The sequence below is a fragment of the Rhodococcus sp. GB-02 genome (assembly GCF_053470465.1).
This window is the reverse complement of record NZ_JBPUKE010000004.1, coordinates 595,845-619,879: the sequence shown is the minus strand read 5'-3', so window position 1 is coordinate 619,879 and position 24,035 is coordinate 595,845. Positions and strand designations below refer to the sequence as shown.

Here is a 24,035-nt window from a genome sequence, read left to right as displayed (position 1 = left end):
AGAGACAGGCGGCGTTCGCCGGTCTCGGATCAGAAACTGTGTTCTGCGGCCGGGAAAGCGCCAGTGCGAACTTCTGATGCATAGGCTGCGGCTGCGGAACGCAGTTCGTCACCGACGTTACCGAAACGCTTGACGAACTTGGCCGTCTTACCGCTCGTGTAACCCGCCATGTCCTGCCAGACGAGTACCTGAGCGTCGCATTCGGAACCGGCCCCGATGCCGACGGTGGGGATGGTGAGTTTGCGGCTGACCTGGCCCGCGATCTCGGCCGGGACCATTTCCATGACGACGGAGAAAGCCCCGGCTTCCTGAACTGCAATGGCGTCCGCCACAAGCTGCTCGGCCGCGTCGCCACGACCCTGGACGCGGAAACCGCCGAGCGAGTTCACACTCTGCGGGGTGAATCCGACGTGAGCCATGACGGGGATGCCGGCTGAGGTGATAGCCGCGATCTGCTTGCTCATCCGCTCGCCGCCCTCGAGTTTGACGGCGTGCGCGAGGCCTTCCTTCATGAACCGTGTCGCAGTCGCAAGGGCCTGCTCGGCGGAACCCTCGTAGGTGCCGAATGGGAGGTCGGCGACGACGAGTGCGTGCGGGGCACCGCGAACCACGCCACGCACGAGCGGGAGCAGTTCGTCGACGGTGATCGGCACGGTGGTGTCGTAGCCGTAGACGACGTTGGCGGCAGAGTCGCCGACGAGCAGCACCGGGATGCCTGCGTCTTCGAAAATGCGTGCCGTCGAGTAGTCGTAGGCGGTGAGCATCGACCAGCGTTCGCCGTTCTGCTTCATCTCGGCGAGGTGGTGAATGCGCGTCTTCCGCTTCGGTGCGTCGGTAGAACTTGCAGTGGGTACAGAACCATAGAGAGGTGTTTCGGACATCGTTGTCCCTTTCTGGCCTCGAGGCCCTGAGCGTTGATCGCCTTCGGGTCCCCGGGTGTGGGTGATGACGTGTTCAGTCTGCCACCGGACATCGCCGACACGAATAGTTGACGGGGTGCAATGGGTCACATCACCGCGCGCGTACCAGTTAGGTGCCGAACCGAGGCGAACCGCTGGCTACGGAGGTTTCCTGGCACCATCGATGGCATGTCGAAGTTCGTTCGCCTCTCCGGTGCCCTCGTCGGAAGCGCAGCAGTGCTCGTGTTGGTTGTCGGTTGCACCAGTTCGGAAGGCACTCCCGAATCAGTGGAACCTGCTGGTTCTGCCGCGTCCGCGGTGCCGTCCGGCCTGGAGAAATTCTACGAGCAGACGCTCGACTGGGGTTCGTGCGACCAATTTGTCGAAGAAGGAACTGCGCCGCTGGGGCGAGGGGTCGACTGCGCGAAGGTGAGCGTTCCCGTCGACTATGCGAAGCCGAGCGGCGACACCGCGCAGGTGGTGATCTCGCGTTCGAAGGCCACCGGTGACCGCATCGGTTCGCTGTTGCTGAACCCGGGCGGACCGGGTGGGTCCGGGCTGTCGATGGCGACGTCGGGTTCGGGCACCGAATTGCAGGAACGCTTCGACATGATCGGTTTCGATCCGCGGGGAATCGGTGCGTCGACCCCGCAGGTGCGGTGTCTGACGCCGGAGGAGATCGATGCGGAGCGCGCAGAGGTCAACGTCGACATGACGCCGGAAGGTATCGCCCTCGCCGAGGCTGACAGCAAGGACTACGCCGCCAAGTGTGCCGAGCGGACGGGTACGGAGTTCCTCGCCCACGTCGGTACCTACGAGGTAGTGCGGGACATGGACGTCATTCGGGGAGTTCTCGGCGATCCGAAGATGAACTACCTCGGGTTCTCGTACGGCACCCGGCTCGGATCCACTTACGCCGAGACCTTTCCGCAGAACGTTCGAGCGATGGTCCTCGACGGAGCCCTCGACCCCGAGCAGGATCCCGTCGACGAGGTGGTCTTGCAGGGGCAGGGTTTCCAAGGCGCTTTCGACGCTTTTGTCGCCGACTGTGTCTCGCGAACCGACTGCCCGCTGGGTGATGATCCGGCTCAGGCGCAGACACGCTTCCAGGCTCTCGTCGATCCGTTGATCGAGAAGCCGGCGGAGACCACCGACCCACGCGGGCTGAGCTATTCCGACGCGATCACCGGCGTCCAGCAGGCTCTGTATTCGCCGCAGTTGTGGACTCCGTTGCGCGGGGGCCTGTCGAGTCTGGCCGACGGACGCGGCGACTCGCTGCTCAATCTCGCCGACATGTACGAAGGCCGTGAGGACGACGGCAGCTACTCCAACATCAACGACGCGTTCAACGCCATTCGCTGCGTGGACGATCCGGCAACCACCGACCGCGCCGAGGCCGGCGAATCCGACACTCGGTACCGCGAGGCGGCGCCGTTCCTCGACGACGGACGGGGGACCGGTCAAGCGCCACTCGACCTGTGCGCGTTCTGGCCCGTTCCGGCAACCGGCAGCCCCCACGCGCTCGACCCCCAGGCGCTCGCCGATGCCGGTCTGCCGCAGCTGGTCGTCGTATCCACGACGCAGGATCCGGCGACGCCGTATCAGGCCGGATTGGATCTCGCGAAGCAGTTGGGCGCCGCCCTCATCACGTTCGACGGAACCCAGCACACGGTGGTTCTGGACGGAAACTCCTGCGTCGACGATGCCGTTGTCGACTACTTCGTTTACTTGAAGGCCCCGGAAGAAGGTCTCACATGTTAGCCGGCGCGACGCCGTACGCTGCGCCTATTCGATGGTGACCAATCACTCTGTTGACCGGGACCACTGATGTAACACAGATTTAACGTGGCTTGCTTAGTCTCGCGTGCATGGATCGCCAAAAAGAATTCGTGCTTCGTACCCTGGAAGAGCGCGACATTCGGTTTGTCCGCTTGTGGTTCACCGATGTTCTCGGGTACCTCAAATCGGTGGCGATCGCCCCCGCCGAACTCGAAGGTGCCTTCGAGGAAGGAATCGGATTCGACGGTTCTGCCATCGAGGGATTCTCGCGAGTCTCCGAAGCCGACACCGTCGCCCGGCCCGACGCTTCGACATTCCAGATCCTGCCGTGGGCCCACAAGGACGGTGCGCAGCACTCCGCGCGCATGTTCTGTGACATCACGATGCCCGACGGTTCGCCGTCGTGGGCAGATCCACGCCACGTCCTGCGTCGCCAGTTGAGCAAGGCCAGCGATTTGGGCTTCAGCTGCTACGTTCACCCGGAAATCGAGTTCTTCCTGCTGGAGAACGGTCCGATCGACGGTACTCCGCCGATCCCGGCCGACTCGGGTGGATACTTCGACCAGGCCGTCCACGATTCGGCTCCGAACTTCCGCCGCCATGCCATCGACGCACTCGAGTCGATGGGCATCTCGGTCGAGTTCAGTCACCACGAGGCCGCGCCGGGTCAGCAGGAGATCGATCTGCGCTACGCCGACGCACTCTCGATGGCCGACAACGTCATGACGTTCCGGTACGTCGTGAAGGAGGTCGCGATCGGTGAAGGCGTTCGGGCGAGCTTCATGCCCAAGCCGTTCAGCGATCAGGCCGGCTCCGCGATGCACACCCACATGAGCCTGTTCGAAGGCGATACCAACGCCTTCCACAATCCTGACGATCCGATGCAGCTCTCCGAGACCGGCAAGGCATTCATCGCCGGCATCCTCGAGCACGCCAACGAGATCAGTGCGGTCACGAATCAGTGGGTCAACTCGTACAAGCGGCTCGTTCACGGGGGAGAGGCTCCCACCGCCGCGTCGTGGGGCCCGTCCAACCGATCGGCTCTCATCCGCGTCCCGATGTACACGCCCAACAAGGCGTCATCGCGCCGCGTCGAGATCCGCAGCCCAGACTCGGCCTGCAACCCGTACCTGACCTTCGCGGTCCTGCTTGCTGCCGGTCTGCGTGGCATCGAGAAGGGCTACACCTTGCCACCCGAGGCAGAAGACGACGTGTGGTCGTTGACCTCCGCCGAGCGTCGCGCCATGGGTTACAAGGAACTACCGAGCAACTTGGACAGCGCTCTGCGGGAGATGGAGAAGTCGGAACTGGTGGCCGAAGCACTCGGCGAGCACGTCTTCGATTTCTTCCTGCGCAACAAGCGTCGTGAGTGGGAGGAATACCGCAGCCACGTGACGCCGTTCGAGCTCAAGACCTACCTCGGTCTGTGACGGTGAAACCCCCCGCTGCGAGATCAGCAGTTCCAGGACCGGGTCGTCTCGGGCTGGTCGAGCCCACCGCCGCCGACGAGTTGCGTCAGCTCGGCTGGGTCGACGCCGAGAGCATCGAACTCTTGTGGTCGCTTTCGCGTGCCGCGAACGCCGATCTAGCTCTGCGCACCCTTGTGCGGATCAAGGACGGGCTCGGCGACGGGTGGCGCGAACTCGATCAGGCATTGCGCAAGGACAAGAGTCTGCGCGGCCGTTTGTTCGCGCTGGTGGGTGCGTCGTCGGCATTCGGCGATCACCTGGCCGCAGATCCGATCGGCTGGAAACTGCTCGACGGCACCGCTCTGCCGACCAAGGACGAGGCGACTGCGGCCTTGCTCGAGGCCGTGGGTGCAACCCTCGACGAGGGCGCCACCGAAGGCTCACTGACCTACCGCGCCACCGTGACCGGACCGGAAGCTGTTGTTGCTCTGCGTAAGAGCTACAAGGATCAGCTGATGCTCCTGGCCGCGGCTGATCTCGCGGCGACCGTCGAGAACGAACCGGTGGTGCCGTATCAGACTGTGGGGCATCAGCTTTCCGACCTGGCTGACGCTGCACTGACCGCTGCGCTCGCGGTAGCCATCGCAACGGTGTGCCCTGAGGGCAGTTGTCCGATCCGGCTCGCAGTGATCGCCATGGGCAAATGTGGTGCGCGCGAGCTGAACTACGTCTCCGACGTCGACGTCGTGTTCGTCGCCGAACCGGCCGACGCGACGGCAAGCCGCGTTGCCGGTGAGATGATGCGTATCGGAACCTCCGCATTCTTCGAGGTCGATGCTGCGCTGCGTCCCGAAGGTAAGCGCGGAGAACTGGTTCGCTCGCTCGAATCCCACATCACGTACTACAAGCGTTGGGCCAAGACCTGGGAGTTCCAGGCGCTGCTCAAGGCTCGTCCGATGACGGGCGACATGGAGCTGGGTCGCCAGTACTTCGAGGCGATGAGCCCGATGGTGTGGATCGCCTCCGAGCGCGAGGATTTCGTACCCGAAGTTCAAGCCATGCGTCGACGCGTCGAGGAAATGGTTCCCCCCGAACTACGTGAGCGTGAACTCAAACTCGGCCGCGGAAGCCTGCGCGACGTCGAATTCGCCGTCCAGCTTCTGCAATTGGTGCACGGACGGGCCGACAGGTCGTTGCACGTGCAGAGCACTGTCGATGCACTGACCGCATTGGCCGCGGGAGGGTACGTCGGCCGCGACGACGCCGCGAACCTGACCGCGTCGTACGAATTCCTGCGTCTGCTCGAGCATCGTCTGCAGTTGCAGAAGCTCAAGCGCACGCACACTCTGCCACCGCCGGACGACGAGGAGGCGTTGCGCTGGTTGGCGCGCGCCGCACACATGCGACCCGACGGTCGTCTGGATTCGCTCGGAGTCCTGCGCGCCGAGATCAAGCGGAATTCGCATCGTATTCGCCGCCTGCACGCCAAATTGTTCTACCGCCCGCTTCTCGAATCGGTGGCGCGGATGGACAAGGAAGCGCTGGTCCTGGGGCCCGAAGCCGCGGTGCGGCAGTTGGCCGCTCTCGGTTACACGGCGCCCGAACATGCACTCGGACATTTGACTGCACTGACCAGTGGCGCTTCGCGTAAGGGTCGTATTCAAGCGCTCCTGCTGCCGACTCTGCTCGAATCCCTCGCGGACACACCGGATCCCGACGCCGGTCTGCTCGCATACCGCAGGCTCTCGGATGCGCTCGTCGATCAGACGTGGTTCCTGCGCCTGCTCCGTGACGAGGCTGCGGTCGCCGAGCGTCTGATGACCGTGCTGGGCTCGTCGGCGTACCTGCCCGACCTGCTCATCAAGGCTCCCGACGTGATCCGTTTGTTCGCGGATTCACCGAGCGGACCGCGCCTGGTCGAGCCCAAGCCCGAGGATGTCGCTCGCGGGATCCTCACCGCCTCCGGCCGACACAGTGATCCGAATCGCGCTGTTGCCGCGGCCCGCTCGCTGCGCCGACACGAACTTGCACGCATCGCTTCGGCCGACATCCTCGGCATGCTTGATGTTCCAGAGGTCTGCAAGGCACTGTCGTCGGTCTGGGCTGCGGTGCTCAACGCGTCGCTCTCCGCGGTGATCAAGGCCAGCGTTACCGAACTCGGGACCGAGGCTCCGGCCAGTTTCTCCGTCATCGGCATGGGCCGATTGGGCGGCGGGGAACTCGGCTACGGATCCGATGCGGACGTGCTGTTCGTGTGCGAACCTCGTGAGGGCGCCGACGAGACCGTTGCGGTCAAGTGGGCCAACAGCATTGCCGACAAGGTGCGCAAGCTGCTCGGGGCACCGAGTACGGATCCACCGCTCGAGGTCGACACCGGACTGCGCCCGGAAGGCCGGAACGGACCGATGGTACGCACTCTCGAGTCTTACGACGCGTACTACGCGAAGTGGGCTCAGGCGTGGGAGATTCAAGCACTCCTTCGTGCGCACCCGGTGGCCGGTGATCCTGAATTGGGACTGCGGTTCCTGCACATGATCGACAAGACCCGCTACCCCGAAGGCGGCGTCAGTGACGCGGCGGTGCGCGAGATCCGACGCATCAAGGCGCGCGTTGATTCCGAAAGGCTCCCGCGCGGAGCCGATCCGGCAACGCACACCAAACTGGGTCGCGGTGGTCTGGCCGACATCGAGTGGACTGTGCAATTGCTGCAGCTGCGCCACGCCGACAGGATCGAGTCGCTGCACAACACGTCGACGCTGGAGACTCTCGACGCCATCGGCGCCGCGGAACTGCTCAGCGAAGGTGACGTCGAACTGCTACGTGACGCCTGGATCACAGCAACGAAGGCACGCAACTGCCTCGTTCTGGTCCGCGGTAAGCCAACCGATCAGCTTCCCGGCCCCGGACGCGTCCTCGCGGCCGTGGCGCAGGTCGCCGGATACGGCGACGACGCAGGGGAGTTCCTCGACAACTACCTGCGCATCACTCGACGGGCAAAAGCTGTGGTGGAGAGGGTCTTCGGCGGCGAGTAGGTCTTTCGCTCAGTCCTGCCGAATCGCCGCGTTCGCGGCGAACTTGCGGACTTCGGTGTCCTGCCACACATGGGCGGGAACGCCGCCGCCGAGTAGCTCGCGCGCGAGCGCGGGTTGCCCGCCGATCGGTACGTCGCTGCCCGCGATGATCATGTTGCCGTAGCGGCGACCCTTGAGCATTGCGGGATCAGCAATGATCGCCATGTGTTCGAACTGTGCGCCGATGGTCGCGGCCTCGCTCCGAGCGCCCTGCAGATCCGGGGTGTCGCCGCAGTTGACGATGTAGATACCGCCCGGGGCAAGTACGCCTCGTACGTGGGTGGTGAATTGTGCCGTCGTCAACGGTGCCGGAGTTGTGCTGCCGGCGAAGACATCTCGAATCACGATGTCCCGGGTGGACTCGGTGAGAGTTTCCGTGACGGCGCGGGCCTCGCCGACACGAATGCGCAGAAGTGGTGCGCGCGGAAGGTCGAACCAATCGCGCACGAGTTCTGCCAGAGCTCCGTCGATTTCGACCACCACCTGACGTGCCTCGGGGTAAGTCGCGGCGAAGTATCTGGCCATGGAGCAGGCACCGCCGCCGAGATGCAGGACCCGCAGACGCTCGGCCTTGTCACGTTCGGAATCGACCAGATGCGCGATCCACCGCATGTATTCGAAATCGAGCACCGTGGGATCTGCGACGTTCACGTGGGAACTGGGCACTCCGTTGATCTGGATGATCCAACTGTCGTCGGAGTACTGGTCGCGGACAAGTTCGCACGTCCCGGTATCGATGGGGAAAGTGCCGGCGACGGGACCGGATTCGCCTCGCTCGGGAGTGCTGCTGCGAGTTCTGGTCTTGCGAGTTCCCTTGGCCACTGTGTCTATGTTAGCCGTGCGCCTTTTTGGTAGCGCCCACTACCAAAAAGGCGCACAGACCGGCAGTATTCTCGCGCTACTTCAGGCACACTCGTACCTGGAGTGTGATCGGTGACACAAATGCCGGCGCGTTCTTTCGTCGTCCATGCATCACGAAGAATTTCGAGGAGTGCAGGTGAAGGTCAAGGCAGCGGTAGTCAAGGCGCCAGGTCAGGCATGGGAGATCGAAGAGGTCGAGTTGGGCGACCCGGTCTCGGGTGAGGTACAGGTCCGACTCGCCGCATCGGGACTGTGCCATTCGGACGAACATTTGCGTACGGGCGCCAGCCCGCTGCCCTTCTTCCCGGCCTTGGGCGGGCACGAAGGCGCCGGAGTGGTGACGAAGGTCGGCCCGGGCGTCACGAGCGTCGAAGAAGGCGACCACGTGGTTCTCGCGTTCATCCCGGCGTGTGGACGTTGTCCGTCTTGCGCGAAGGGGCTACAGAACATCTGCGACGAGGGAGCCGGCCTGTTGACCGGGCAGGCGATCTCCGACAAGACATACCGCGTCACCCTCAACGACGAGCCGGTCATCCAGATGTGCCTGCTCGGAACATTCTCGCCGTACGTGACTGTCAACGAGGCGTCGGTGATCAAAATCGAGAAGGACATCCCGCTCGACAAGGCGGCCTTGCTCGGCTGCGGTGTTGCTACCGGCTGGGGATCGGCCACCGCGATCGGTGGAGCCAAGGTCGGCGACACGGTGGTGGTCGTCGGCGTCGGCGGTGTCGGAATCAACTCGGTACAGGGTGCGGCGTCGGCCGGAGCGCGATTTGTGATCGCGATCGATCCTGTCGAGTTCAAACGCGACAAGGCAAAGGAATTCGGCGCCACACATACGTTCGCCTCACTCGAGGAAGCGCTACCGGTGATCGGCGAGATCACCTGGGGCAAGATGGCCGACGTCACCGTGATCACCGTGGGCGAGATCCACGGCGACATCATTCAGCCCGCGCTCAGTGCGACGGGCAAGGGTGGCCAGGTAGTGGTCGTCGGAATGGGGCATTACGCGGATTCGCAGGTGACGCTCAGCCTCTTCGAGCTGACCCTTCTGCAGAAGCGTTTGCAGGGAGCCATCTTCGGCGGGGTCGGGCCACGCTCCCAGATTCCCAAGTTGCTCGATCACTACCGAAGCGGCGCACTCAAACTCGACGAGTTGGTGACCAAGACTTACAAGCTCGAGGAGATCAACGAGGGTTACGCCGACATGCTGGAGGGAAAGAACCTGCGCGGGATGATCGTCTACACGGAGGACGATTACTGATCGTTTCCCTTTGACTGAAGGTCCGGCCCGACATCACACTCCGTGGTGCCGGGCCTGAGTCTTCTGCCCCACGCAGATTTCTGTCGATCGATGACTCGACTGCCCCCGTAGTGGGCACTCGCAGAGTGAGGAAACCGGGCACCGTGTCCGGACCTCAGTCCACGACTCGACAGAGAAGAGCGGAACATGCCCTACATCACCACCTCCGACGGAACCGAGATCTACTACACCGAGCACGGCATCGGCCGACCGATCGTCCTGAGCCACGGGTGGCCGCTGAGTTCCGACGCATGGCAGGTCGAGATGAAGCTGTTCGCCGACGCAGGTTACCGGACAATCGCGCACGATCGACGAGGTCATGGCCGCTCGTCGAAGACGTACACCGGCAACGACATGGATACGTATGCCAAGGACCTGGCCGAGCTGATCGATACCCTCGACCTGAAGGATCTGATCCTGGTCGGCCATTCGACCGGCGGCGGGGAAGTGGTCCGCTACGCGGCGCAGTACGGCAAAGGGCGCGTCGCCAAGGTGATTACTGCCGGCGCCGTTCCGCCGATCATGGTCAAGTCGGACGGCAACCCCGAAGGCACACCGATCGAGGTGTTCGACGGCATTCGTGAGGGAGTTCTGCGAGACCGATCGCAGTTCTACAAGGACCTGAGCGAGAGTTTCTATGGTGCGAACCGCGAAGGCTCCGATGTCTCGCAGGGAGCGAAGGACGACTTCTGGCGACAGGGGATGTTGGTCAACCTTGCCGCGGCCTACGACTGCGTCAAGGCATTTTCGGAGACTGACCAGACTACCGATCTCGAAGCCATCGACGTTCCGATCTTCATCGCTCAGGGGGACGACGATCAGATCGTGCCGATCGGCGCGGCGGCGGAGAAAGCAATCAAGCTGGTGAAGAACGGCACGCTGAAGGTATATCCGGGTGCACCGCATGGTATCCACGGCTCGTATCAGGTGACCCTCGACCAGGACATTCTCGCCTTCATCGAGGACTGACGTCAGAGAGTTGGAAGGATCAAATTGCCATGACCACTCATGTTGCTTCGCTGCGCCATGGTCCCAGCGTCTTCGAGAACGAACTCGGCTCGATCTCGCAGCTCGACACGAGTTCGTTGCCGATCCTGTCCGGTCTGTCGATCAAACGAATTGTTCTCGGCCCCGGTGCGATCCGCGAACCACAATGGAACGTCAACGCGAACCAGATCGCCTACGTCACCAGCGGAACTGTCCTTGTCTCGATGTTGGGCAATGCCGACGAGTTCGCCAGTTTCGTTGTGCGAACGGGGCAGATGTATCACGTCGAATCCGGGGCGATTTATCACATCGAGAATGTCGGCGATGGGGCGGCGGAGATCATCGCTGCCTTGCGAACTTCTCTCCCGCAGCACTTCTCATTGCAGAATAGCGTCAGCGCAATGTCCAACGCGGTGCTCGGCAATACCTACGACCTGGCCGCATCAGCCTTCGATGTCTTCGGTAGAGCCGATGCGTCCCAGATAGTGCGGCGCGGCGGTGCGGCCGTAATTCCCGATACCGCTGGCCTTCCCAACGCGCATCTCTTCGACCTCGACGGCCAGATCGCCCCTCTCGCCTATCCGTACGGACAGGCGAAGGTGGCGCGCAAGCAGTATTGGGCAGCGTTGGAGGATCTTTCGATGTACTCGTTGACTATTCGCGAGAGTGGAATGCGTGAGCCACATTGGCATCCCGTCACTGCCGAGATGGGATACGTGCATCGGGGTCGCGGGCGGATGACAGTTCTCGATCCCGACGGGTCACTCGACACTTACCTGCTCGAGCCGGGTCAGGTGTACTTCGTTCCACGCGCCTATCCCCATCACATCGAGGTGATGGGCGACGAGGACATCAACTTTCTCATCTTCTTCGACCAGCCGACGCCAGGTGACATAGGCTACCGTGCAACGGCTTCCGCGTTCTCGCGCGGCGTTCTCTCGGCCTCGTTCGGTGTTCCGGAGCGGGAGCTGCCACACTTCCCTTTCACCCCGATCGATCCGCTCATCGTCTCGCGGAACAATCCGATCGACCAGGACTGACCGGCAAGGACGCCCATCATGACCAGCTCGCTCACCGTGACCGATCACGGGACGACGCTCGACTTCACGTACGAGGATGCCCTCCGCTATCACGGTCCGCAGGCGCCGGGAGGCGTGGCGCACGCTTACAAGGTCCTCGAGCGCGCACTCGGTGTGTTCGGTGGGGAGGGCTCCGTCGAGCGTCGTGACCTGGTCGTGGCCACCTCACATGCCGGACCTGGAGTGCGCGATGCGTTCGAGTTGGTCACGCGCGCGGTGACAGAAGGGCGGTATACCGTCGACAGTTCCCTGGCCAGGCGTGAGCGTGGAAATACACTCGCACTGTATGTATTTCGGGTCGACTGTCGCGGCGCGACCGTCACGCTGACCATTCGCGAGGGATTTGTCGTCGAGGAGTTCAGCACTCTCGCCCGCAAAGGTGACCGCACGGCCGAAGACGAGTCACGGTTGACAGTGCTCAAGCAGGAGATGGCAGATCGAGTGATGTCGAGCCCGGCCGAGAACGTGTACGACGTCGAGGTCGACACGCTCCCCGACTGACAGACGGCGGCGTAGGCGTCGGCGTGGCAGAACTCTGGGCTGTCTGGAGTCAAGGACTCTGGCTGTCTGGAATCAGCGGCTGGCGAACATCCTTATCCGCTGGTCACGGCTGCGCTCGAGATGGTTGCGCATGTGGCCACGTGCGGACGATTCGTCCCGGGCGCGGATGGCGTTCAGGATCTCTTGATGCTCCGAATTGAGCAGGTCCGGTTCGCCGTAGTTCGACGGCGGGCCGCTGTCGTAGATTCGCAATTGGGTAGTGAGTCGGATCAGCAGTGACGTGATCGTGGAATTGTGGGCGGCCTGCCAGAGGGCCTCGTGAAACTTGAAGTTCCCGGAACGAACCTCGGTGCCTTCTGTTGCAGTGCAGCAGAACTCGTGCAATCCGTCCAGGCGGGCAAGGTCGAGATCGCTGTGGCGGAGTGCGGCGGCGCCGGCGGCTTCAGATTCGAGGGCAACCCGCGCTGCGTAGATTTCGATGACGTCCTCGGGAGTGCCGGAGCGGACACGAAAACCGCGGGCGGCTCGTTCGAGTAGACCGTCGTGCGCGAGCCAGTTGAGTGCTTCCCGGATCGGGGTACGCGATGCGCCGTACGATTCGCACAATTGAGTCTCGTGAAGCGGAGCGCCCTGGGGGAACTTGCCGGCCAGGATGTCGGCTCGCAGGCGCAGGTACTGCCTCGAAGTCTGATCGGACCGGCCCAGCGCAGCTTCCGGCACCAGCAGATCGGTGGTGCTCGTATCGGCGTCGAGTCCCATATGTCCCCATTCCTGTGCGTTCAAGTAGAACGCGTTCGATTATGCCATCGACTACAAGTGAGTACTTGCGTATACGCTAGTACTCATTTAGGTTCGTGGTTGTTCGTTTCCGAGGGAGAGGGTCCGAAGTGGCTGGAGAGACCGCGTCGCCGCTGGTGAGCGCCGCTGAACTCGACGCGATGCTGCGTGAGGGAGGCGTCGCTGTGCTCGACGCGACGGTTCATTTTCCTCCCGCGCGATTCGACGGCGACTACCGCCCGGAATCCGGGTACGACGGCTGGGTCTCCTCGCACATCCCAGGTTCTCGACACGTCGACCTCATGGACGTCTTCTCCGAAAGGGAAGCAGCGCTGCATTTCACACGTCCGTCACCGGAGCAGTTGGCTACCGATCTTCAATCCAGCGGTATCGAGTCGGGTGCGGCAATCGTGATCTACGACCAGGGTTCGACCACCTGGGCATCACGGCTCTGGTGGGTGTTTCGCAACGCCGGCATCGAAGCAAGAGTCCTCGACGGTGGCCTCGCCGAATGGACTCGACGCGGCTTCGATCTCGCGAGCGGCGACGACGTAACCCACACGTCGGCTTCGGAGCGTTGGAGCGTGACGGACCTCGGCCTGTGGGTCGATCTTCCGCGCGTTGCCTCACTGTCCTCAGGAGAAGAAGCCGGAACGCTGGTGTGCGCGCTGGCGCCTGAGCAGTACGAGGGAACGGAGAAGACGCGATATTCGCGACGCGGACATATTCCGTCAAGTGTGAATCTGTCCGCGAAGAGTCTTCTCGACGCCGATGCCCGGATGCTTCCGGCGGACGATGTTCTGTCGAAATCTGCCGACGTTCTACCCGCCGCCGCCGAACCTGTCGTGATCTATTGCGGCGGTGGAGTTTCGGCGTGCTTGACCGCACTTGCGCTGATCCGCGGCGGCTACGAGGACGTCAAGGTCTACGACGGTTCGTTGGAGGAATGGACTGCAGATCCGACTCTGCCGATGGTTGTCGGCAGTGAGCCCGGTGGCGCGATTGCGGATATTCGATGTCCGCGGTCCTGAATCGCCGCAGTCCCCAATTGCCTCCCGTCCTGAAGGAATTCTCATGTCTGACACTGTCTCTGTCGAAACCGTCGCGTCGGCGATCGACGCACTCCGCGATCAGGTACCGCTCGTCCAGTCGCTGACCAACATCGTTTCGGCGAATTTCTTGACCAACGTTCTGCTTGCTGCCGGCGCAAGCAACGCTCACATCGACAACGTTCACGAGGCGGGTGGGTTTGCTGCCATCGCCGGGGGAGTGCTCGTCAACCTCGGAACGCCGGACGACGGGACTGCCGAAGCCTTCCTGATAGCCGCAGAAGCGGCCCGAACTGCCGGTACGCCATGGGTTTTGGATCCGGTCGGTGTCGGTGGACTTCCCTGGCGGAGCGGTATCTCTGTGGACTTGCTGCGCTTTCACCCCAGTGCGATCCGAGGGAACGCGTCGGAGATCATTGCTCTGGCCGGACTCGGCGGTGACACCCGTGGTGTCGACAGCGCGTCCGACTCCGCCGACGCAGTGCCGGCCGCTCTGTCTCTTCTGAAGCATGCGGACGCAGTTTCGGCATCAGGACCGGTCGACTACATCGTCGGCCGCGATGCGGGCGGTGACACCCGGGGCGTCCGAGTCTCCGGCGGCAGCGCTCTGTTGCCACGCGTGACCAGTACTGGTTGCTCTCTGGGCGGCCTTGTCGCCGCCTACCTCGCCGTCACGCCGACCGCGCTGGACGGATTGATTGCCGCGCACACGCATGTTGCCGTGGCATCGGAGATCGCCGAGCAAAATGCCTCAGGCCCCGGTTCTTTCGCAGTCGCATACCTCGATGCGCTCTACAGCGTGAATGCGGATACCATCCGTACGCGTGCCCGAATCGAATCGTTCGACCTGCCGGCTGGAGTGCAGAACTGATGGGCGTCAAGACGTTTTGGTATCTCACCCAGGCAGACGGGGACTACCCGTGGAGCCCTGGCGGGCTGTTCCCCGTGGACGGGGCCAGGCAGATCGAACTCGCGAAGACCATCGACGACGGCGGATTCGAAGGTGTGCTTGTTGCCACCTGGCCGAACGATCCGTTCATCTCGGCGACGTGGGCGGCAGCGCACACCACACGCATGAAGTTTCTCGTCGCCGTCTACGCGAACATGACGCCGGCGCGACTGCTGGCGGAGAAGGCATTGACCTTCGACGCCTTCAGCGGTGGCCGACTGTTGATCAACTCGGTCAACGGTCGCGAGAACATTCTGACCAAGTACGACATGAACGTGCCCCACGACGAGCGTTACGAGTTGGGGGAGCAGTACTGGGCGGACTTCCGCCGCATCTACGCCGAAGGTACGGAGTCGAACTTTCCCAACACACCACTGCGTATCGATGCGCCCGCGGGGCATCAGGTTCCGCTGTGGGGTACCGGTGATTCGCTTGCAGGCCTGGCGAATGCAGGCAAGGTGCTCGACACCTATCTGGCGATGTTGCGCGAGACTTCGTTCATCGAAGACAAATTCTCTGCCGCACGGGCGGCGGCGGAGGCAGCCGGGCGCGAGTTCACCGACTTCGGTGCGCTCACCGGTGTGATCGTTCGCCCCACCAAGGCGCAGGCGCACGACCGGTTCCGTTCTTTGTTCGAGAAGAAGGGCGTCGAGCAGATCGCTCATGTCTTGGACAACGCAGTGCGTCGTCGTACTCAGGGGAAGCAAGACCTCAAGACCTTCACCGCCCGCGACGCACAGCGGCAGGGCTGGGCGGACAAGATCGCCTCCGGCCGACTTCCGGAACCGGAGGAGTTGTACGTCGGTGACGGGCTGTACGCCGGTATCACGGCGTGGTCACCCCTCGACATCTTCGGCACCGGGTCATCGGCGGTGTACTACGTCGGCGATCCGGATTCGATCACGGACTCGGTGCGCACGCTTCGCAGCCGAACCGGTTTGACTGCACTGATCCTGGCGGGCTGGCCGCTGATCGAGGAAGCGAAGTGGGTTGCGGATTACCTTGTTCCACGATTTGACGAACTCAGCTGACATCGCGCCGCAGGATCGTGGAACCGAGAACTATTGTATCGCGGAGAAATGCTGCAGCAGTGTCGATTTCATTCGCAGTGCATTCGAGAAGGATTTTGACTTCCGCGTCCTTCTTGACGATGTCGGTAATAACAGCCACGGCAACAACGCCGGTGCCGACGGCTGAGCCTCGGAACAGATCGATCCCTTCGCCGTCCGCGCTGACCGTGCCGTCGAGATAGCCGTAATCAAGCGGATAGATCGCAGCGTGGTACCGCGGGTGTGCCGACCCGCGGGGCCGATCGATCACGACGATCGAAGTGGCAGCCAGGTGATCGAGGGCAGAGAACAGATCTTCGTTCATCCCTACCGGTGCTCGCGCAGTAGCTGAGTCGGCGTCAGGCCGGCCAGCGCTCGCGTATCGCGCGCGAGGTGGGCTTGGTCGGCGTAGCCGGCGCGGCCGGCCAGCGAGGACAACGTGAGATCTGCGCTGCGGCTGAGAGTCAACACGTCCTGCATACGTTGCACCTTCTGAATCAGCTTGGGGGACAGCCCGACCGACGACGTGATCGAGCGTCGAAAATGACGTTCGGAAACACCGAGGTCGGCGGCGATCTCGCGGACCGGGGTCGTAGGTGAGGCGATGAGCGCGGAGTAGCCTCGCTCGATTCCGTAGTCCGGTTCCAGTCCCCGCCACAGCTGGCCCAGCAGATCAGCGTCAACTGCCTCGTGGCTCAGGGCGTCGGCAAGTACCCGCGCTTGTCTGGAAGTGAGGATGTCGTCGAAGGCGATCTTCGAATCCTGCACCGCGTCGGCCGCTGTGCCGAGCAGGCTCCGCAGAGCCGGTGGATTTATCCGGATACCCCACATGGTTGTACCGGCGGCGACCGAAACCAGATCGGCACCGGTTGCAGGTCCGACGAGCCACGACTTTCCGGTGCTGTCGACGATGAAGTCGGCGCAGAGATCGGGAAGAATTCGCTTTGCTTCCGTGGGCGTATGGGCTTCGCTGGTGCTTTTCCACGTGCAACTGAAGAGGCCGGCCGAATCGGTGATCCGAGTTTCGACGTAGGTGTGGCCGTTTTGTTCAAGACTCGACGCTACCGTCCGACTACCGTCGAGAGCGAGGGTGCCAGTGCCGGTCATCAGATCATCGTCACACACTCGCCGATCACTTCTCGACCCGAAACAGGAGAAATACCGTGTCCGTCTCTCCGAGACTCGATCTCGTCGGAATCGTCACCAACGATCTCGCTCGTTCCCTCGCGTTCTACCGAACCCTCGGGCTCGACATTCCGGAAACACCCGCTGACGCTCCACACGTGGAGTTCACTTTCGACGGTGGGCTTCGGCTGGCGTGGGACGCACTGTCCACCATTGCGAGCTTCGATCCTGACTTCGCTGTCGGGGAAGGTCGACACCCCGTCGCTTTGGCCTTCGATTTCGGGACTCCCGCCGCCGTCGACGAGGCGTATCAGCGCATCACAGCCGACTTCCCCGGGCACAAGGCACCCTTTGACGCCGTGTGGGGCCAGCGTTACGCCGTTCTTCTCGATCCCGACGGCAATACCGTGGATCTCTTTGCCGCGCTCTGATTTCGAACGAGAAAGGCCCCGACCGAAATTCGGTCGGGGCCTGCGATTGTCGGTGATCGAGTCGTTGTCAGTTCACCAAGCGTCGAGGGTGTCGAGGATCTGGCCTCGGGCCTTCCACAGTTCCGCGCCCCAGTACGGCCACGAGTGAGTGCCGTTGGCCGGGAAGCTGTACGTCGCCGGAATTCCCAGGGAGTTCATGCGCAGCTGGAATGCCCGTGAGTTCATCAGGGCCAGGGCTTCGAGGCCGATGGCGCTACCGGTATTTACGAAGTCGACCGGTCGACGCGGTTGATCGAACTGTCCGGGTAGGCCGCTCGCGGCGGAAATGTACAGGGAGAGCCCAGCCAGTTCGGGTGCAAACACAAAGGGGTCGTTGCGGAGCCAAGCCGGGTTCCACGGCGGTCCCCACATGGCATCGACATTGAAGGACCCGGCGCTGACCATCGCCACGCGGATCGCCTCACGCATGCCTGGAGCTGAGATGTTGAGGTATCCCGAGAGCGAACCGGCGAACTTGAACTGATCGCGGTGGTAGGCGGCTAGCGTCAGTGAAGCGCTGCCACCCATGGATAGTCCGAGCACGCCGTTGTTGGTTCGGGAGACGCCACGCGATTCCAGATAAGCGGGAAGTTCCTGGGTGAGGAAGGTTTCCCATTTGTACGTGACCGGCTGGCGATTCAAATTGCTGTTCGCGTACCAGTCCGAGTAAAAGCTGGACTGCCCGCCGACGGGCATAACTAGGGTGACGTTGTCGCCACGATACTGCTCGAGAGCGTTGGTCTCGAAACTCCATGCGTTTCGGTCGTCGCGTGCTCGTAGACCGTCGAGAAGATAGAGCGCCGCGTTGCCGCCGCGCGAAGCCCACTGGATCTGAACCTTGATCGGCCCCATCGAGGAGTCGACGAACACCTCTTCGTATCCACCGGCCGGGGCGGTCCGCGCGGGCGCTGCGGTCGCTACTGATCCGCTGATCAGGCCTGCGGTCAGGGGGAGTGCGAGTGCTGTCGCGGCGAGGCCGAGGATCCGACGCCTGATTCGTTTCGAAATGCGGTTTCTCGAAATATCTGGGTTCTTCGCCAAATCTGTGTGAGCCTCGTGCACGTATCACTCCCGCCCCAAAGGTGCTTGCACACCGAAATCCGACCGAGCCCCCCGAGGCACGGAATTCCGTATGACACTAAGTGGTCTGTATTGACCTCGACGGTACCGTTACCGGTTCGTTATCAAATTGGCCGGTTGACGAAGTGCCGTCAGGCGTCGTCGACCGGAGGTTGCACCTCGATTTTCCAACCTCCACGAATCAAGTGTTCACGTACCCGTGCGACGTCTGATTCGTGCGGAATATCGTCGGTGACCTTGGTGATGAGGACGCCGATGTCGATCGGATCGACCGGAACCGGAAAGCCGATCGGATCGACCGGAACCGGAAACTCGGCGACGAGATCGTCGGCAAGAACGGCGATCTCGTCGTCGGACAGCTGTCGCCGGAGCAGGGCCATCAAAGGGACGTAGTCCTGCTCCGGCACACCGTTCGGATACCCGGCACGCAGCCAGCCGAGTATCGAAGCCAGAAGTGGTGGAAGACTCAACGAATCGAGCTTCAGTCGTTGTCGAGATCGGCGAGGGGCCACCCGGCGGCAGCCAGGACGGAGGCAACGCGCGCGATGTCCTCGTCCGAGGGAGTCTGGCTCGTGAGATCTGCGATCTGAGCGCTGATCTCGTCGCTCGAGATCACCTGATCGCTGTTGACATCGCTCAGTTCTGCGAGCGCAGCGCCGATGGCAATTTCTCGAATTTGCGCGTCCGAGAGCTTGCGTCGAAGCAATGCGACCAGCGGAATGCGGTCCTTGGGCGGTATGCCTTCCGGGTAGCCGGCGCGAAGCCATTCCAGAATGGATTGAGGAAGGGATGGAGTCGGTGCAGTCACGGTGATGTCTTTCCGCTCGTGAGGGCGTACGGGATCAGAAGATCTCGATGCCGAATGTGTGGCTGAGGAAGCCCTGCATGATGAAGAGAATTCCGGTGACGATCGCGATGAGCACTACCGCGAAGCACACCACTGCGCCTGCCACGGCCAACGGACTGCGAGCCGCGACGGCAGTGCTCCCGCCGCCACTGCCACGTTGCCCGGCGTCGAGGGACTTCAGGCCGATTGCGAAGATCGCCGGCAGTCCGGCGCCCAGCAGGAGGCCGACCAGTACGACCTGCCAGAGCGAGTCGACGGTGTTTTTCAAGATATCCATGTCGATTCCCTCTTTCAGGCTTTGACGTCGGTGGTGACGCGGGCGTCCGGACCGGGGACCTCTGCAGGCACCAGGCCGCCGTCCCACTCGGCGTTGACGTTGCTCGGATCGATGGGCTCCTTGCGGGAGCGCAGGTACATCCAACCGGCCAAGGCGATGAGCACAGCGAAGACGACCAGGACACCGGGCAGGCCGCCGACGATGTTGGCCAGGCCCCAGCACAGAGCGCCGACGATTGCAGCGGACGGGAGAGTGATCAACCAGGCGACCGCCATACGTCCGGCGACGCCCCAACGAACCTCGGCGCCCTTGCGTCCCAGACCGGTTCCCATGATGGAACCCGTCGCCACATGGGTGGTCGAGAGGGGAAGGCCGAGGTGGCTGGAGGTGAGAATGATTGCAGCAGAAGATGCTTCGGCCGCCATGCCCTGCGGCGCGGCGATCTCGACCAGGCCCTTGCCGAGTGTGCGGATGACTCGCCACCCGCCGAGGTAGGTTCCGGCAGCGATCGCGAGTGCGCAGGTGAGCTTGACCCAGAACGGCATGTCCGCGTCGGCGGAGATCGTTCCATGGGCGACCAAGGCGAGGAAGATGACGCCCATGGTCTTCTGAGCGTCATTGGTGCCGTGGGCGAGGGAAACGAGTGAAGCCGAACCGATCTGACCGAGTCGGAAACCCTTGTCCTTGGTTTCCTCACCGACGTTGGAGGTGATGCGGTAGATGAGCCAGGTTCCGGCCGCTGCAACCAAGCCGGCTACGACGGGAGCGAGAACCGCGGGGATGACGACCTTGCTGAGCACGCCGCTCCAGGCGACACCGCTCATTCCGAGGGACGCGATGGCGGCGCCGATCAGGCCGCCGAACAGTGCGTGTGAGGAGCTCGAGGGGATGCCGAGCAACCACGTTGCCAGGTTCCAGATGATGCCGCCGACAAGGCCGGCGAAGACGATGGTGAGCAGCGCTTGGCCACCCACATTTCCGAGGTTCACCACGCCCTTGGCCACGGTGGCAGCAACCTCCACCGAGAGGAAAGCTCCGACCAGGTTCAAGGAAGCAGACAGAGCGACTGCCACCTTGGGCTTGAGGGCGCCGGTTGCAATCGACGTGGCCATAGCGTTGCCAGTGTCATGAAAACCGTTGGTGAAGTCGAACCCCAGAGCGGTTACGACGACGACGAGGAGAACGATGAGTTCCGCATTCACGAGAAGTCATGTTCCAATACCGGCGGGCCTCAAATCGACCTCAGACGTGGTCGTTCCGCGACATTTCCACCATTCGGCACCTGTTGTTCATCTTCGTCCGGATAATTGTCCGTTTTGAAACGCCTGGGGCAGAGAAAGTTCATTCGCATGCATGGTCGTGGAGTGTGTGGAGGCATACGCCGATTGCCGGACGGACGTATCGACTTCTGGACTTCCTCGAAATCGGGTAAGGCCAAGCGGCTGCGGAACAACCCACGCGTCACCGTAGTGCCGTGCAACAACCGCGGAAGGGTTGCCGACGGATCGTCGCCGGTCGTCGGGACCGCTCAATTGGTGAGCGGGGGTGCTGAATTCGACGAGATCCGCAGCAAAGTCAAAGCGAAATACGGTGAGATGGTGCCTATTTCGAAATTCTTCAACACTCTCGGCCACATCGGCAAGGGGCCGTTCCCGTACGGCGACACCGGCGTGATCATTTCCGTCGATGCGTAGTCGGTATTGCGCGTCGGAGTAGCCTGAAGGCATGGAACCCACGACCGGGCGCCTCTGCCTGACGGTTCCACGAATCCTCCGTTAAGGAGCGTCGTCATGGCGCACATCAGCACTCTCGACTATGCAAGTGAAGCGCCGCAGCGCCATGTCGGGCAACCTTTCCCGTCGCCGACGCGGACTCCGCGATTCCTGCTTCGCGGGCAAGGTGCCGTCAAGGCGTCGGTAGACGGCGCGTGGTTCCCATGGACCACCAACGTCACGGCGGAGCTTCACGATCTGATATCCGCACTTTCGCTGAGGTTGGGGCCGATCGCGCGGGTTGCGTTCGACTGGAACACGATCAGCAGCGCGCAGCGTCGTATCGACGAGGTCGACGGACTGGAAGTGCGGGGTCCATACCCTGGCCAGCCTCACGATTTGATGTATCTCGACGACGTGTACGGCCGTCAACTCGTTCTGATGATGATTCCGCCGTACACGGATCCGGACCGTGCGTACGAGATCATGCGCCGGTTGGTGGATCCTGGCCGCAGCGAAACCTATCGGGTGCAGTGAGATCTTTCTGACGGGCGGGGTCAAATCTTTCGATTCCTGAACATGCGTCCAGTTTGTCTGGTTTGATGGTTCTCGTAACCACAATCTCAGGCGCATTCCTTCAGGTCAGCGCTTGGGCGCGGCAGCTTGACTCCCTGCTGTGTCGTCGGTCGGGCATGCCCACCACCCTCCCACTGTGCGTGAGCGCCGGATCGAAGGAAGCCCTACCCTCCCCACGGGGGTGGGGCTTCTACCTCGTTCGGGCTGACCGGAGTTCGCATCGCCGAGTCCGCCGGCTTGTCCGGCAGTTCGGGACGCCGTGGTCCGTAGCATCGCCACTGTGAACATCTCGCTACTCGGTGCGGCGGGGCTTCAGGACTGCGTCGACAGTGGAATGGACTGCATGGACGGATTCGGGGCGTTCGTTCTTCTGTACGGCGGCGGATTCATTCTCGCCTTGATATGGATTTCCCTGTGCCTTGTCGGAACGGCCGATGTGGTTTCCGTGTCCCGGCGAATCGGTGTGTGGCGAGCAGTCGCCTTCTTTTTCGGGATTTGGCTTGTGCCCATCGCCGGGTTGAGTGCATGGCTTGTTTTCCGACGCTCTCGTTAATTCTCGAAAGTGGAGCCGGAGAGGTAGACGCGTTTCCGGAACCCGGTAACTTGTTGGATCCGAGGCGATTTGAAATGTGGCGAGAGGCTCTTGTCGATGCAGCAGGCGACAACGTCCATCCAGGCCATGCCGGAACTGGTTGGGCCTGGGCCAACTGGCAGGGGGTGGTCGGGACCGCGCGCTGTCGGCTGCGTAGTCCGCGGCGAGTGAGGTCTTGATCGGTATCTACGCCGACACTCCCGGCAAGTCGAAATCGCAGACGAGAAACAACCCGCCCGCACGATCGCCCGCTACGGCCGAGGGGATCTGCTCGGCATCGACGAACTCGGTTACATGGAACTCGACAAACGAGGCGCCGAGCTGCTTTTCCAGGTGTTGACCGAACGGGAGGAAAAGAACTCCGTCGCCATCGCCTCCAACGAATCGTTCTCCGGCTGGACGAAAATGTTCACCGACCCACGACTTTGTGCCGCCATCGTGGATCGGCTCACCTTCGACGGCAACATCATCGAAACCGGCACCGACTTTTGCCGACTCGCCCACACCCGAGCTCGGCAATTCGCTTGATACACACACAAGGTGGGTCCGGATCAAGCCCCCTACCGGACCTGAATGAGACTGACATTTCACTGAGACCGCGCCTGGCCTTGGAACTATGTGGCATCCTGCCGTTCCAGCCAGTTCAAGATCGCTTGGTTGGTCTCATCAGGTTTTTCTTGCTGGATCCAATGACCGCAGTCGAGATTGACTACTTCCACATTGGGCACGAACTCTGTCAGGTTCTCAGCTCTCGCGATCGCGTCACGGTCGCCGTAGATCATGAGTGCGGGCTGTTGGATGATCGGGTCCACCTCCGCCAGCAAATGCCAGTTGCGGTCAAGGTTCCTGTACCAGTTCACACTGCCCGTGAATCCTGTCGATTCGAAGGCGGAGACGAAAACGGCCAATGCGCTATCGCTCATCAGAGGCTCACCGAGTGGTGTCTCTGCTCTGGCGAGATCGATCAGCGCCATACCCGGCTGAGGCTCCCTGAGGGGTTCGTTCTTCCGGTACAGGTTGCGGAGGAACCGGAAGGTGTTGTCTTCGAACACCGCGTCCGCGACGCCCGGCTGTCGATTGAAATGGACGAAGTAGAAATCACCCCCAAGCACGGCTTCCATGAACTCAATCCACGGCTGCTCTCCGCGAGCCTGGTAGGGCAGGCTCAGGTTGATCACTTTGTTTACCCGGTCCGGGTGTAACAGGGTCAGGCCCCACACGACAAAGGCACCCCAATCGTGACCGACAAAGGTGGCATCTTCGTAGCCGTAGTGATCGAGAAGTGCGATGAGATCACCCGCCAAATGTTCAATGTCATAGTCCGTCACTTCGGACGGACGTGATGAGTTGCCGTAGCCGCGTTGGTTCGGGACGATGACGTGATAGCCCGCCGAGACAAGGGCGGGCACCTGGTATCGCCAGGAATAGGCGTGCTCTGGCCATCCGTGACACAGCACGATGGGTTTCCCGGCATTGTGTCGCCCTGCTTCGAAGACTTCGAGTTCCACGCCGTTGACTGGGATGAGGATGGGCCTGGGGAAGTCGGATGGATTCACGGATGCTCCTTCAAGTTGAGTACCGATCTCGTGTCTGGATCGACCGGTTGCTCCGACGATAGGGAGCATCGTGGACACATAAAGTCC

General features: G+C 62.4%; 25 protein-coding genes and 1 pseudogene. 15 read left to right on the top strand and 11 right to left on the bottom strand.

Annotated features, from left to right (window positions below; genetic code table 11):
• Window positions 1–29 precede the first annotated feature (29 nt).
• Complete coding sequence (panB, locus tag ACSW29_RS27615) at window positions 30–881, bottom strand: 3-methyl-2-oxobutanoate hydroxymethyltransferase (RefSeq protein ID WP_003941624.1); 852 nt, start codon at window positions 879–881, stop codon at window positions 30–32.
• Between the two features lie 207 nt (window positions 882–1,088).
• Here panB and ACSW29_RS27610 point away from each other — a divergent pair, with 207 nt between their 5' ends.
• The 3 genes from ACSW29_RS27610 (at window position 1,089) to ACSW29_RS27600 (ending at window position 7,119) form a co-directional block, all read left to right on the top strand.
• Window positions 1,089–2,660, top strand: a complete 1,572-nt coding sequence (locus ACSW29_RS27610) for an alpha/beta hydrolase (RefSeq protein ID WP_448278817.1) — start codon at window positions 1,089–1,091, stop codon at window positions 2,658–2,660.
• A gap of 107 nt (window positions 2,661–2,767) precedes the next feature.
• Window positions 2,768–4,108, top strand: a complete 1,341-nt coding sequence (locus ACSW29_RS27605) for a glutamine synthetase family protein (RefSeq protein WP_003941637.1) — start codon at window positions 2,768–2,770, stop codon at window positions 4,106–4,108.
• Window positions 4,105–7,119 carry a bifunctional [glutamine synthetase] adenylyltransferase/[glutamine synthetase]-adenylyl-L-tyrosine phosphorylase gene (locus tag ACSW29_RS27600; protein ID WP_317826310.1) on the top strand — a complete coding sequence of 1,005 codons (3,015 nt, stop codon included), beginning with the start codon at window positions 4,105–4,107 and terminating at the stop codon, window positions 7,117–7,119. The genes ACSW29_RS27605 and ACSW29_RS27600 overlap by 4 nt, the downstream gene beginning before the upstream one ends.
• A 9-nt stretch (window positions 7,120–7,128) precedes the next feature.
• Here ACSW29_RS27600 and ACSW29_RS27595 read toward each other — a convergent pair whose 3' ends face one another.
• Complete coding sequence (locus ACSW29_RS27595; RefSeq protein WP_448278816.1) at window positions 7,129–7,980, bottom strand: spermidine synthase; 852 nt, start codon at window positions 7,978–7,980, stop codon at window positions 7,129–7,131.
• A 175-nt stretch (window positions 7,981–8,155) separates the two neighbouring features.
• On the opposite strand from ACSW29_RS27595, the gene ACSW29_RS27590 reads away from it, so the two are divergent.
• The 4 genes from ACSW29_RS27590 to ACSW29_RS27575 all read left to right on the top strand — a co-directional run bounded on the left by ACSW29_RS27590 (window position 8,156) and on the right by ACSW29_RS27575 (window position 11,889).
• Window positions 8,156–9,283, top strand: coding sequence for an NDMA-dependent alcohol dehydrogenase (locus tag ACSW29_RS27590; RefSeq protein WP_095969992.1), 1,128 nt, complete (start codon window positions 8,156–8,158; stop codon window positions 9,281–9,283).
• A 186-nt stretch (window positions 9,284–9,469) separates the two neighbouring features.
• The gene (locus tag ACSW29_RS27585; RefSeq protein ID WP_448278815.1) at window positions 9,470–10,291 is read left to right on the top strand and encodes an alpha/beta fold hydrolase; all 822 of its coding nucleotides are present in this window, start codon (window positions 9,470–9,472) and stop codon (window positions 10,289–10,291) included.
• A 29-nt stretch (window positions 10,292–10,320) separates the two neighbouring features.
• A complete protein-coding gene (locus ACSW29_RS27580; RefSeq protein ID WP_347873061.1) occupies window positions 10,321–11,349 on the top strand; it encodes a cupin domain-containing protein in 1,029 nt (342 codons plus the stop codon).
• A gap of 18 nt (window positions 11,350–11,367) precedes the next feature.
• Entirely contained in the window at window positions 11,368–11,889 is a 522-nt protein-coding gene (locus ACSW29_RS27575; RefSeq protein ID WP_448278814.1) for a hypothetical protein, read from the top strand.
• Between the two features lie 72 nt (window positions 11,890–11,961).
• On the opposite strand, the gene ACSW29_RS27570 is transcribed toward ACSW29_RS27575, so the two are convergent.
• Window positions 11,962–12,648: a GntR family transcriptional regulator gene (locus ACSW29_RS27570; RefSeq protein WP_308251475.1), complete on the bottom strand. Its 687-nt coding sequence runs from the start codon at window positions 12,646–12,648 to the stop codon at window positions 11,962–11,964.
• Window positions 12,649–12,776: 128 nt separating this feature from the next.
• Here ACSW29_RS27570 and ACSW29_RS27565 point away from each other — a divergent pair, with 128 nt between their 5' ends.
• From ACSW29_RS27565 to ACSW29_RS27555, 3 genes are read left to right on the top strand one after another with little or no spacing between them, the layout of a single operon-like run.
• Window positions 12,777–13,697, top strand: coding sequence for a sulfurtransferase (locus tag ACSW29_RS27565; protein WP_448278813.1), 921 nt, complete (start codon window positions 12,777–12,779; stop codon window positions 13,695–13,697).
• A gap of 43 nt (window positions 13,698–13,740) precedes the next feature.
• The gene (gene thiM, locus ACSW29_RS27560; protein WP_448278812.1) at window positions 13,741–14,586 is read left to right on the top strand and encodes a hydroxyethylthiazole kinase; all 846 of its coding nucleotides are present in this window, start codon (window positions 13,741–13,743) and stop codon (window positions 14,584–14,586) included.
• Window positions 14,586–15,695: an LLM class flavin-dependent oxidoreductase gene (locus ACSW29_RS27555; protein WP_448278811.1), complete on the top strand. Its 1,110-nt coding sequence runs from the start codon at window positions 14,586–14,588 to the stop codon at window positions 15,693–15,695. The genes thiM and ACSW29_RS27555 overlap by 1 nt, the downstream gene beginning before the upstream one ends.
• Here the strand turns inward: ACSW29_RS27555 and ACSW29_RS27550 are convergent.
• Window positions 15,688–16,038, bottom strand: coding sequence for an inorganic pyrophosphatase (locus ACSW29_RS27550; protein WP_448278810.1), 351 nt, complete (start codon window positions 16,036–16,038; stop codon window positions 15,688–15,690). The two genes, ACSW29_RS27555 and ACSW29_RS27550, sit on opposite strands and share 8 nt — an antisense overlap.
• Before the next feature lie 2 nt (window positions 16,039–16,040).
• A complete protein-coding gene (locus ACSW29_RS27545; RefSeq protein WP_230813748.1) occupies window positions 16,041–16,820 on the bottom strand; it encodes a helix-turn-helix domain-containing protein in 780 nt (259 codons plus the stop codon).
• Between the two features lie 56 nt (window positions 16,821–16,876).
• Between ACSW29_RS27545 and ACSW29_RS27540 the strand changes: the two genes are divergently transcribed.
• On the top strand, window positions 16,877–17,269 hold the full coding sequence (locus tag ACSW29_RS27540) for a VOC family protein (protein ID WP_230813746.1): 393 nt from the start codon (window positions 16,877–16,879) through the stop codon (window positions 17,267–17,269).
• A gap of 72 nt (window positions 17,270–17,341) precedes the next feature.
• On the opposite strand, the gene ACSW29_RS27535 is transcribed toward ACSW29_RS27540, so the two are convergent.
• The 5 genes from ACSW29_RS27535 to ACSW29_RS27515 all read right to left on the bottom strand — a co-directional run bounded on the left by ACSW29_RS27535 (window position 17,342) and on the right by ACSW29_RS27515 (window position 20,714).
• Complete coding sequence (locus ACSW29_RS27535; RefSeq protein WP_448278949.1) at window positions 17,342–18,316, bottom strand: alpha/beta hydrolase; 975 nt, start codon at window positions 18,314–18,316, stop codon at window positions 17,342–17,344.
• A gap of 203 nt (window positions 18,317–18,519) precedes the next feature.
• On the bottom strand, window positions 18,520–18,858 hold the full coding sequence (locus tag ACSW29_RS27530) for a DUF3349 domain-containing protein (protein ID WP_448278809.1): 339 nt from the start codon (window positions 18,856–18,858) through the stop codon (window positions 18,520–18,522).
• Window positions 18,859–18,869: 11 nt separating this feature from the next.
• The gene (locus tag ACSW29_RS27525; RefSeq protein ID WP_230813742.1) at window positions 18,870–19,196 is read right to left on the bottom strand and encodes a DUF3349 domain-containing protein; all 327 of its coding nucleotides are present in this window, start codon (window positions 19,194–19,196) and stop codon (window positions 18,870–18,872) included.
• Window positions 19,197–19,230: 34 nt separating this feature from the next.
• Entirely contained in the window at window positions 19,231–19,512 is a 282-nt protein-coding gene (locus ACSW29_RS27520; RefSeq protein WP_003941641.1) for a hypothetical protein, read from the bottom strand.
• A 14-nt stretch (window positions 19,513–19,526) separates the two neighbouring features.
• Window positions 19,527–20,714, bottom strand: a complete 1,188-nt coding sequence (locus ACSW29_RS27515; protein ID WP_003941590.1) for an inorganic phosphate transporter — start codon at window positions 20,712–20,714, stop codon at window positions 19,527–19,529.
• A gap of 147 nt (window positions 20,715–20,861) precedes the next feature.
• Here ACSW29_RS27515 and ACSW29_RS27510 point away from each other — a divergent pair, with 147 nt between their 5' ends.
• From ACSW29_RS27510 to ACSW29_RS27495, 4 genes and pseudogenes are all read left to right on the top strand, one after another.
• Complete coding sequence (locus ACSW29_RS27510) at window positions 20,862–21,206, top strand: F420-dependent protein (RefSeq protein ID WP_448278808.1); 345 nt, start codon at window positions 20,862–20,864, stop codon at window positions 21,204–21,206.
• Window positions 21,207–21,302: 96 nt separating this feature from the next.
• Complete coding sequence (locus tag ACSW29_RS27505) at window positions 21,303–21,761, top strand: DUF5994 family protein (RefSeq protein ID WP_448278807.1); 459 nt, start codon at window positions 21,303–21,305, stop codon at window positions 21,759–21,761.
• A gap of 319 nt (window positions 21,762–22,080) precedes the next feature.
• Complete coding sequence (locus ACSW29_RS27500) at window positions 22,081–22,353, top strand: hypothetical protein (protein ID WP_317826321.1); 273 nt, start codon at window positions 22,081–22,083, stop codon at window positions 22,351–22,353.
• A gap of 246 nt (window positions 22,354–22,599) precedes the next feature.
• Window positions 22,600–22,920, top strand: a pseudogene (locus ACSW29_RS27495) (ATP-binding protein); the annotation flags it as partial.
• Between the two features lie 86 nt (window positions 22,921–23,006).
• Here the strand turns inward: ACSW29_RS27495 and ACSW29_RS27490 are convergent.
• Window positions 23,007–23,948, bottom strand: coding sequence for an alpha/beta fold hydrolase (locus tag ACSW29_RS27490; RefSeq protein ID WP_448278806.1), 942 nt, complete (start codon window positions 23,946–23,948; stop codon window positions 23,007–23,009).
• Window positions 23,949–24,035 lie beyond the last annotated feature (87 nt).

Coding starts and splice junctions, on each gene's coding strand:
- ACSW29_RS27550 (WP_448278810.1), bottom strand. CDS start 16,038: ATGAACGAAGATCTGTTCTCTGCCCTCGATCACCTGGCTGCCACTTCG.
- ACSW29_RS27545 (WP_230813748.1), bottom strand. CDS start 16,820: ATGACCGGCACTGGCACCCTCGCTCTCGACGGTAGTCGGACGGTAGCG.
- ACSW29_RS27605 (WP_003941637.1), top strand. CDS start 2,768: ATGGATCGCCAAAAAGAATTCGTGCTTCGTACCCTGGAAGAGCGCGAC.
- ACSW29_RS27505 (WP_448278807.1), top strand. CDS start 21,303: ATGGCGCACATCAGCACTCTCGACTATGCAAGTGAAGCGCCGCAGCGC.
- ACSW29_RS27555 (WP_448278811.1), top strand. CDS start 14,586: ATGGGCGTCAAGACGTTTTGGTATCTCACCCAGGCAGACGGGGACTAC.
- ACSW29_RS27575 (WP_448278814.1), top strand. CDS start 11,368: ATGACCAGCTCGCTCACCGTGACCGATCACGGGACGACGCTCGACTTC.
- ACSW29_RS27510 (WP_448278808.1), top strand. CDS start 20,862: ATGCATGGTCGTGGAGTGTGTGGAGGCATACGCCGATTGCCGGACGGA.
- ACSW29_RS27585 (WP_448278815.1), top strand. CDS start 9,470: ATGCCCTACATCACCACCTCCGACGGAACCGAGATCTACTACACCGAG.
- ACSW29_RS27610 (WP_448278817.1), top strand. CDS start 1,089: ATGTCGAAGTTCGTTCGCCTCTCCGGTGCCCTCGTCGGAAGCGCAGCA.
- thiM (WP_448278812.1), top strand. CDS start 13,741: ATGTCTGACACTGTCTCTGTCGAAACCGTCGCGTCGGCGATCGACGCA.
- ACSW29_RS27520 (WP_003941641.1), bottom strand. CDS start 19,512: ATGGATATCTTGAAAAACACCGTCGACTCGCTCTGGCAGGTCGTACTG.
- ACSW29_RS27580 (WP_347873061.1), top strand. CDS start 10,321: ATGACCACTCATGTTGCTTCGCTGCGCCATGGTCCCAGCGTCTTCGAG.
- ACSW29_RS27570 (WP_308251475.1), bottom strand. CDS start 12,648: ATGGGACTCGACGCCGATACGAGCACCACCGATCTGCTGGTGCCGGAA.
- panB (WP_003941624.1), bottom strand. CDS start 881: ATGTCCGAAACACCTCTCTATGGTTCTGTACCCACTGCAAGTTCTACC.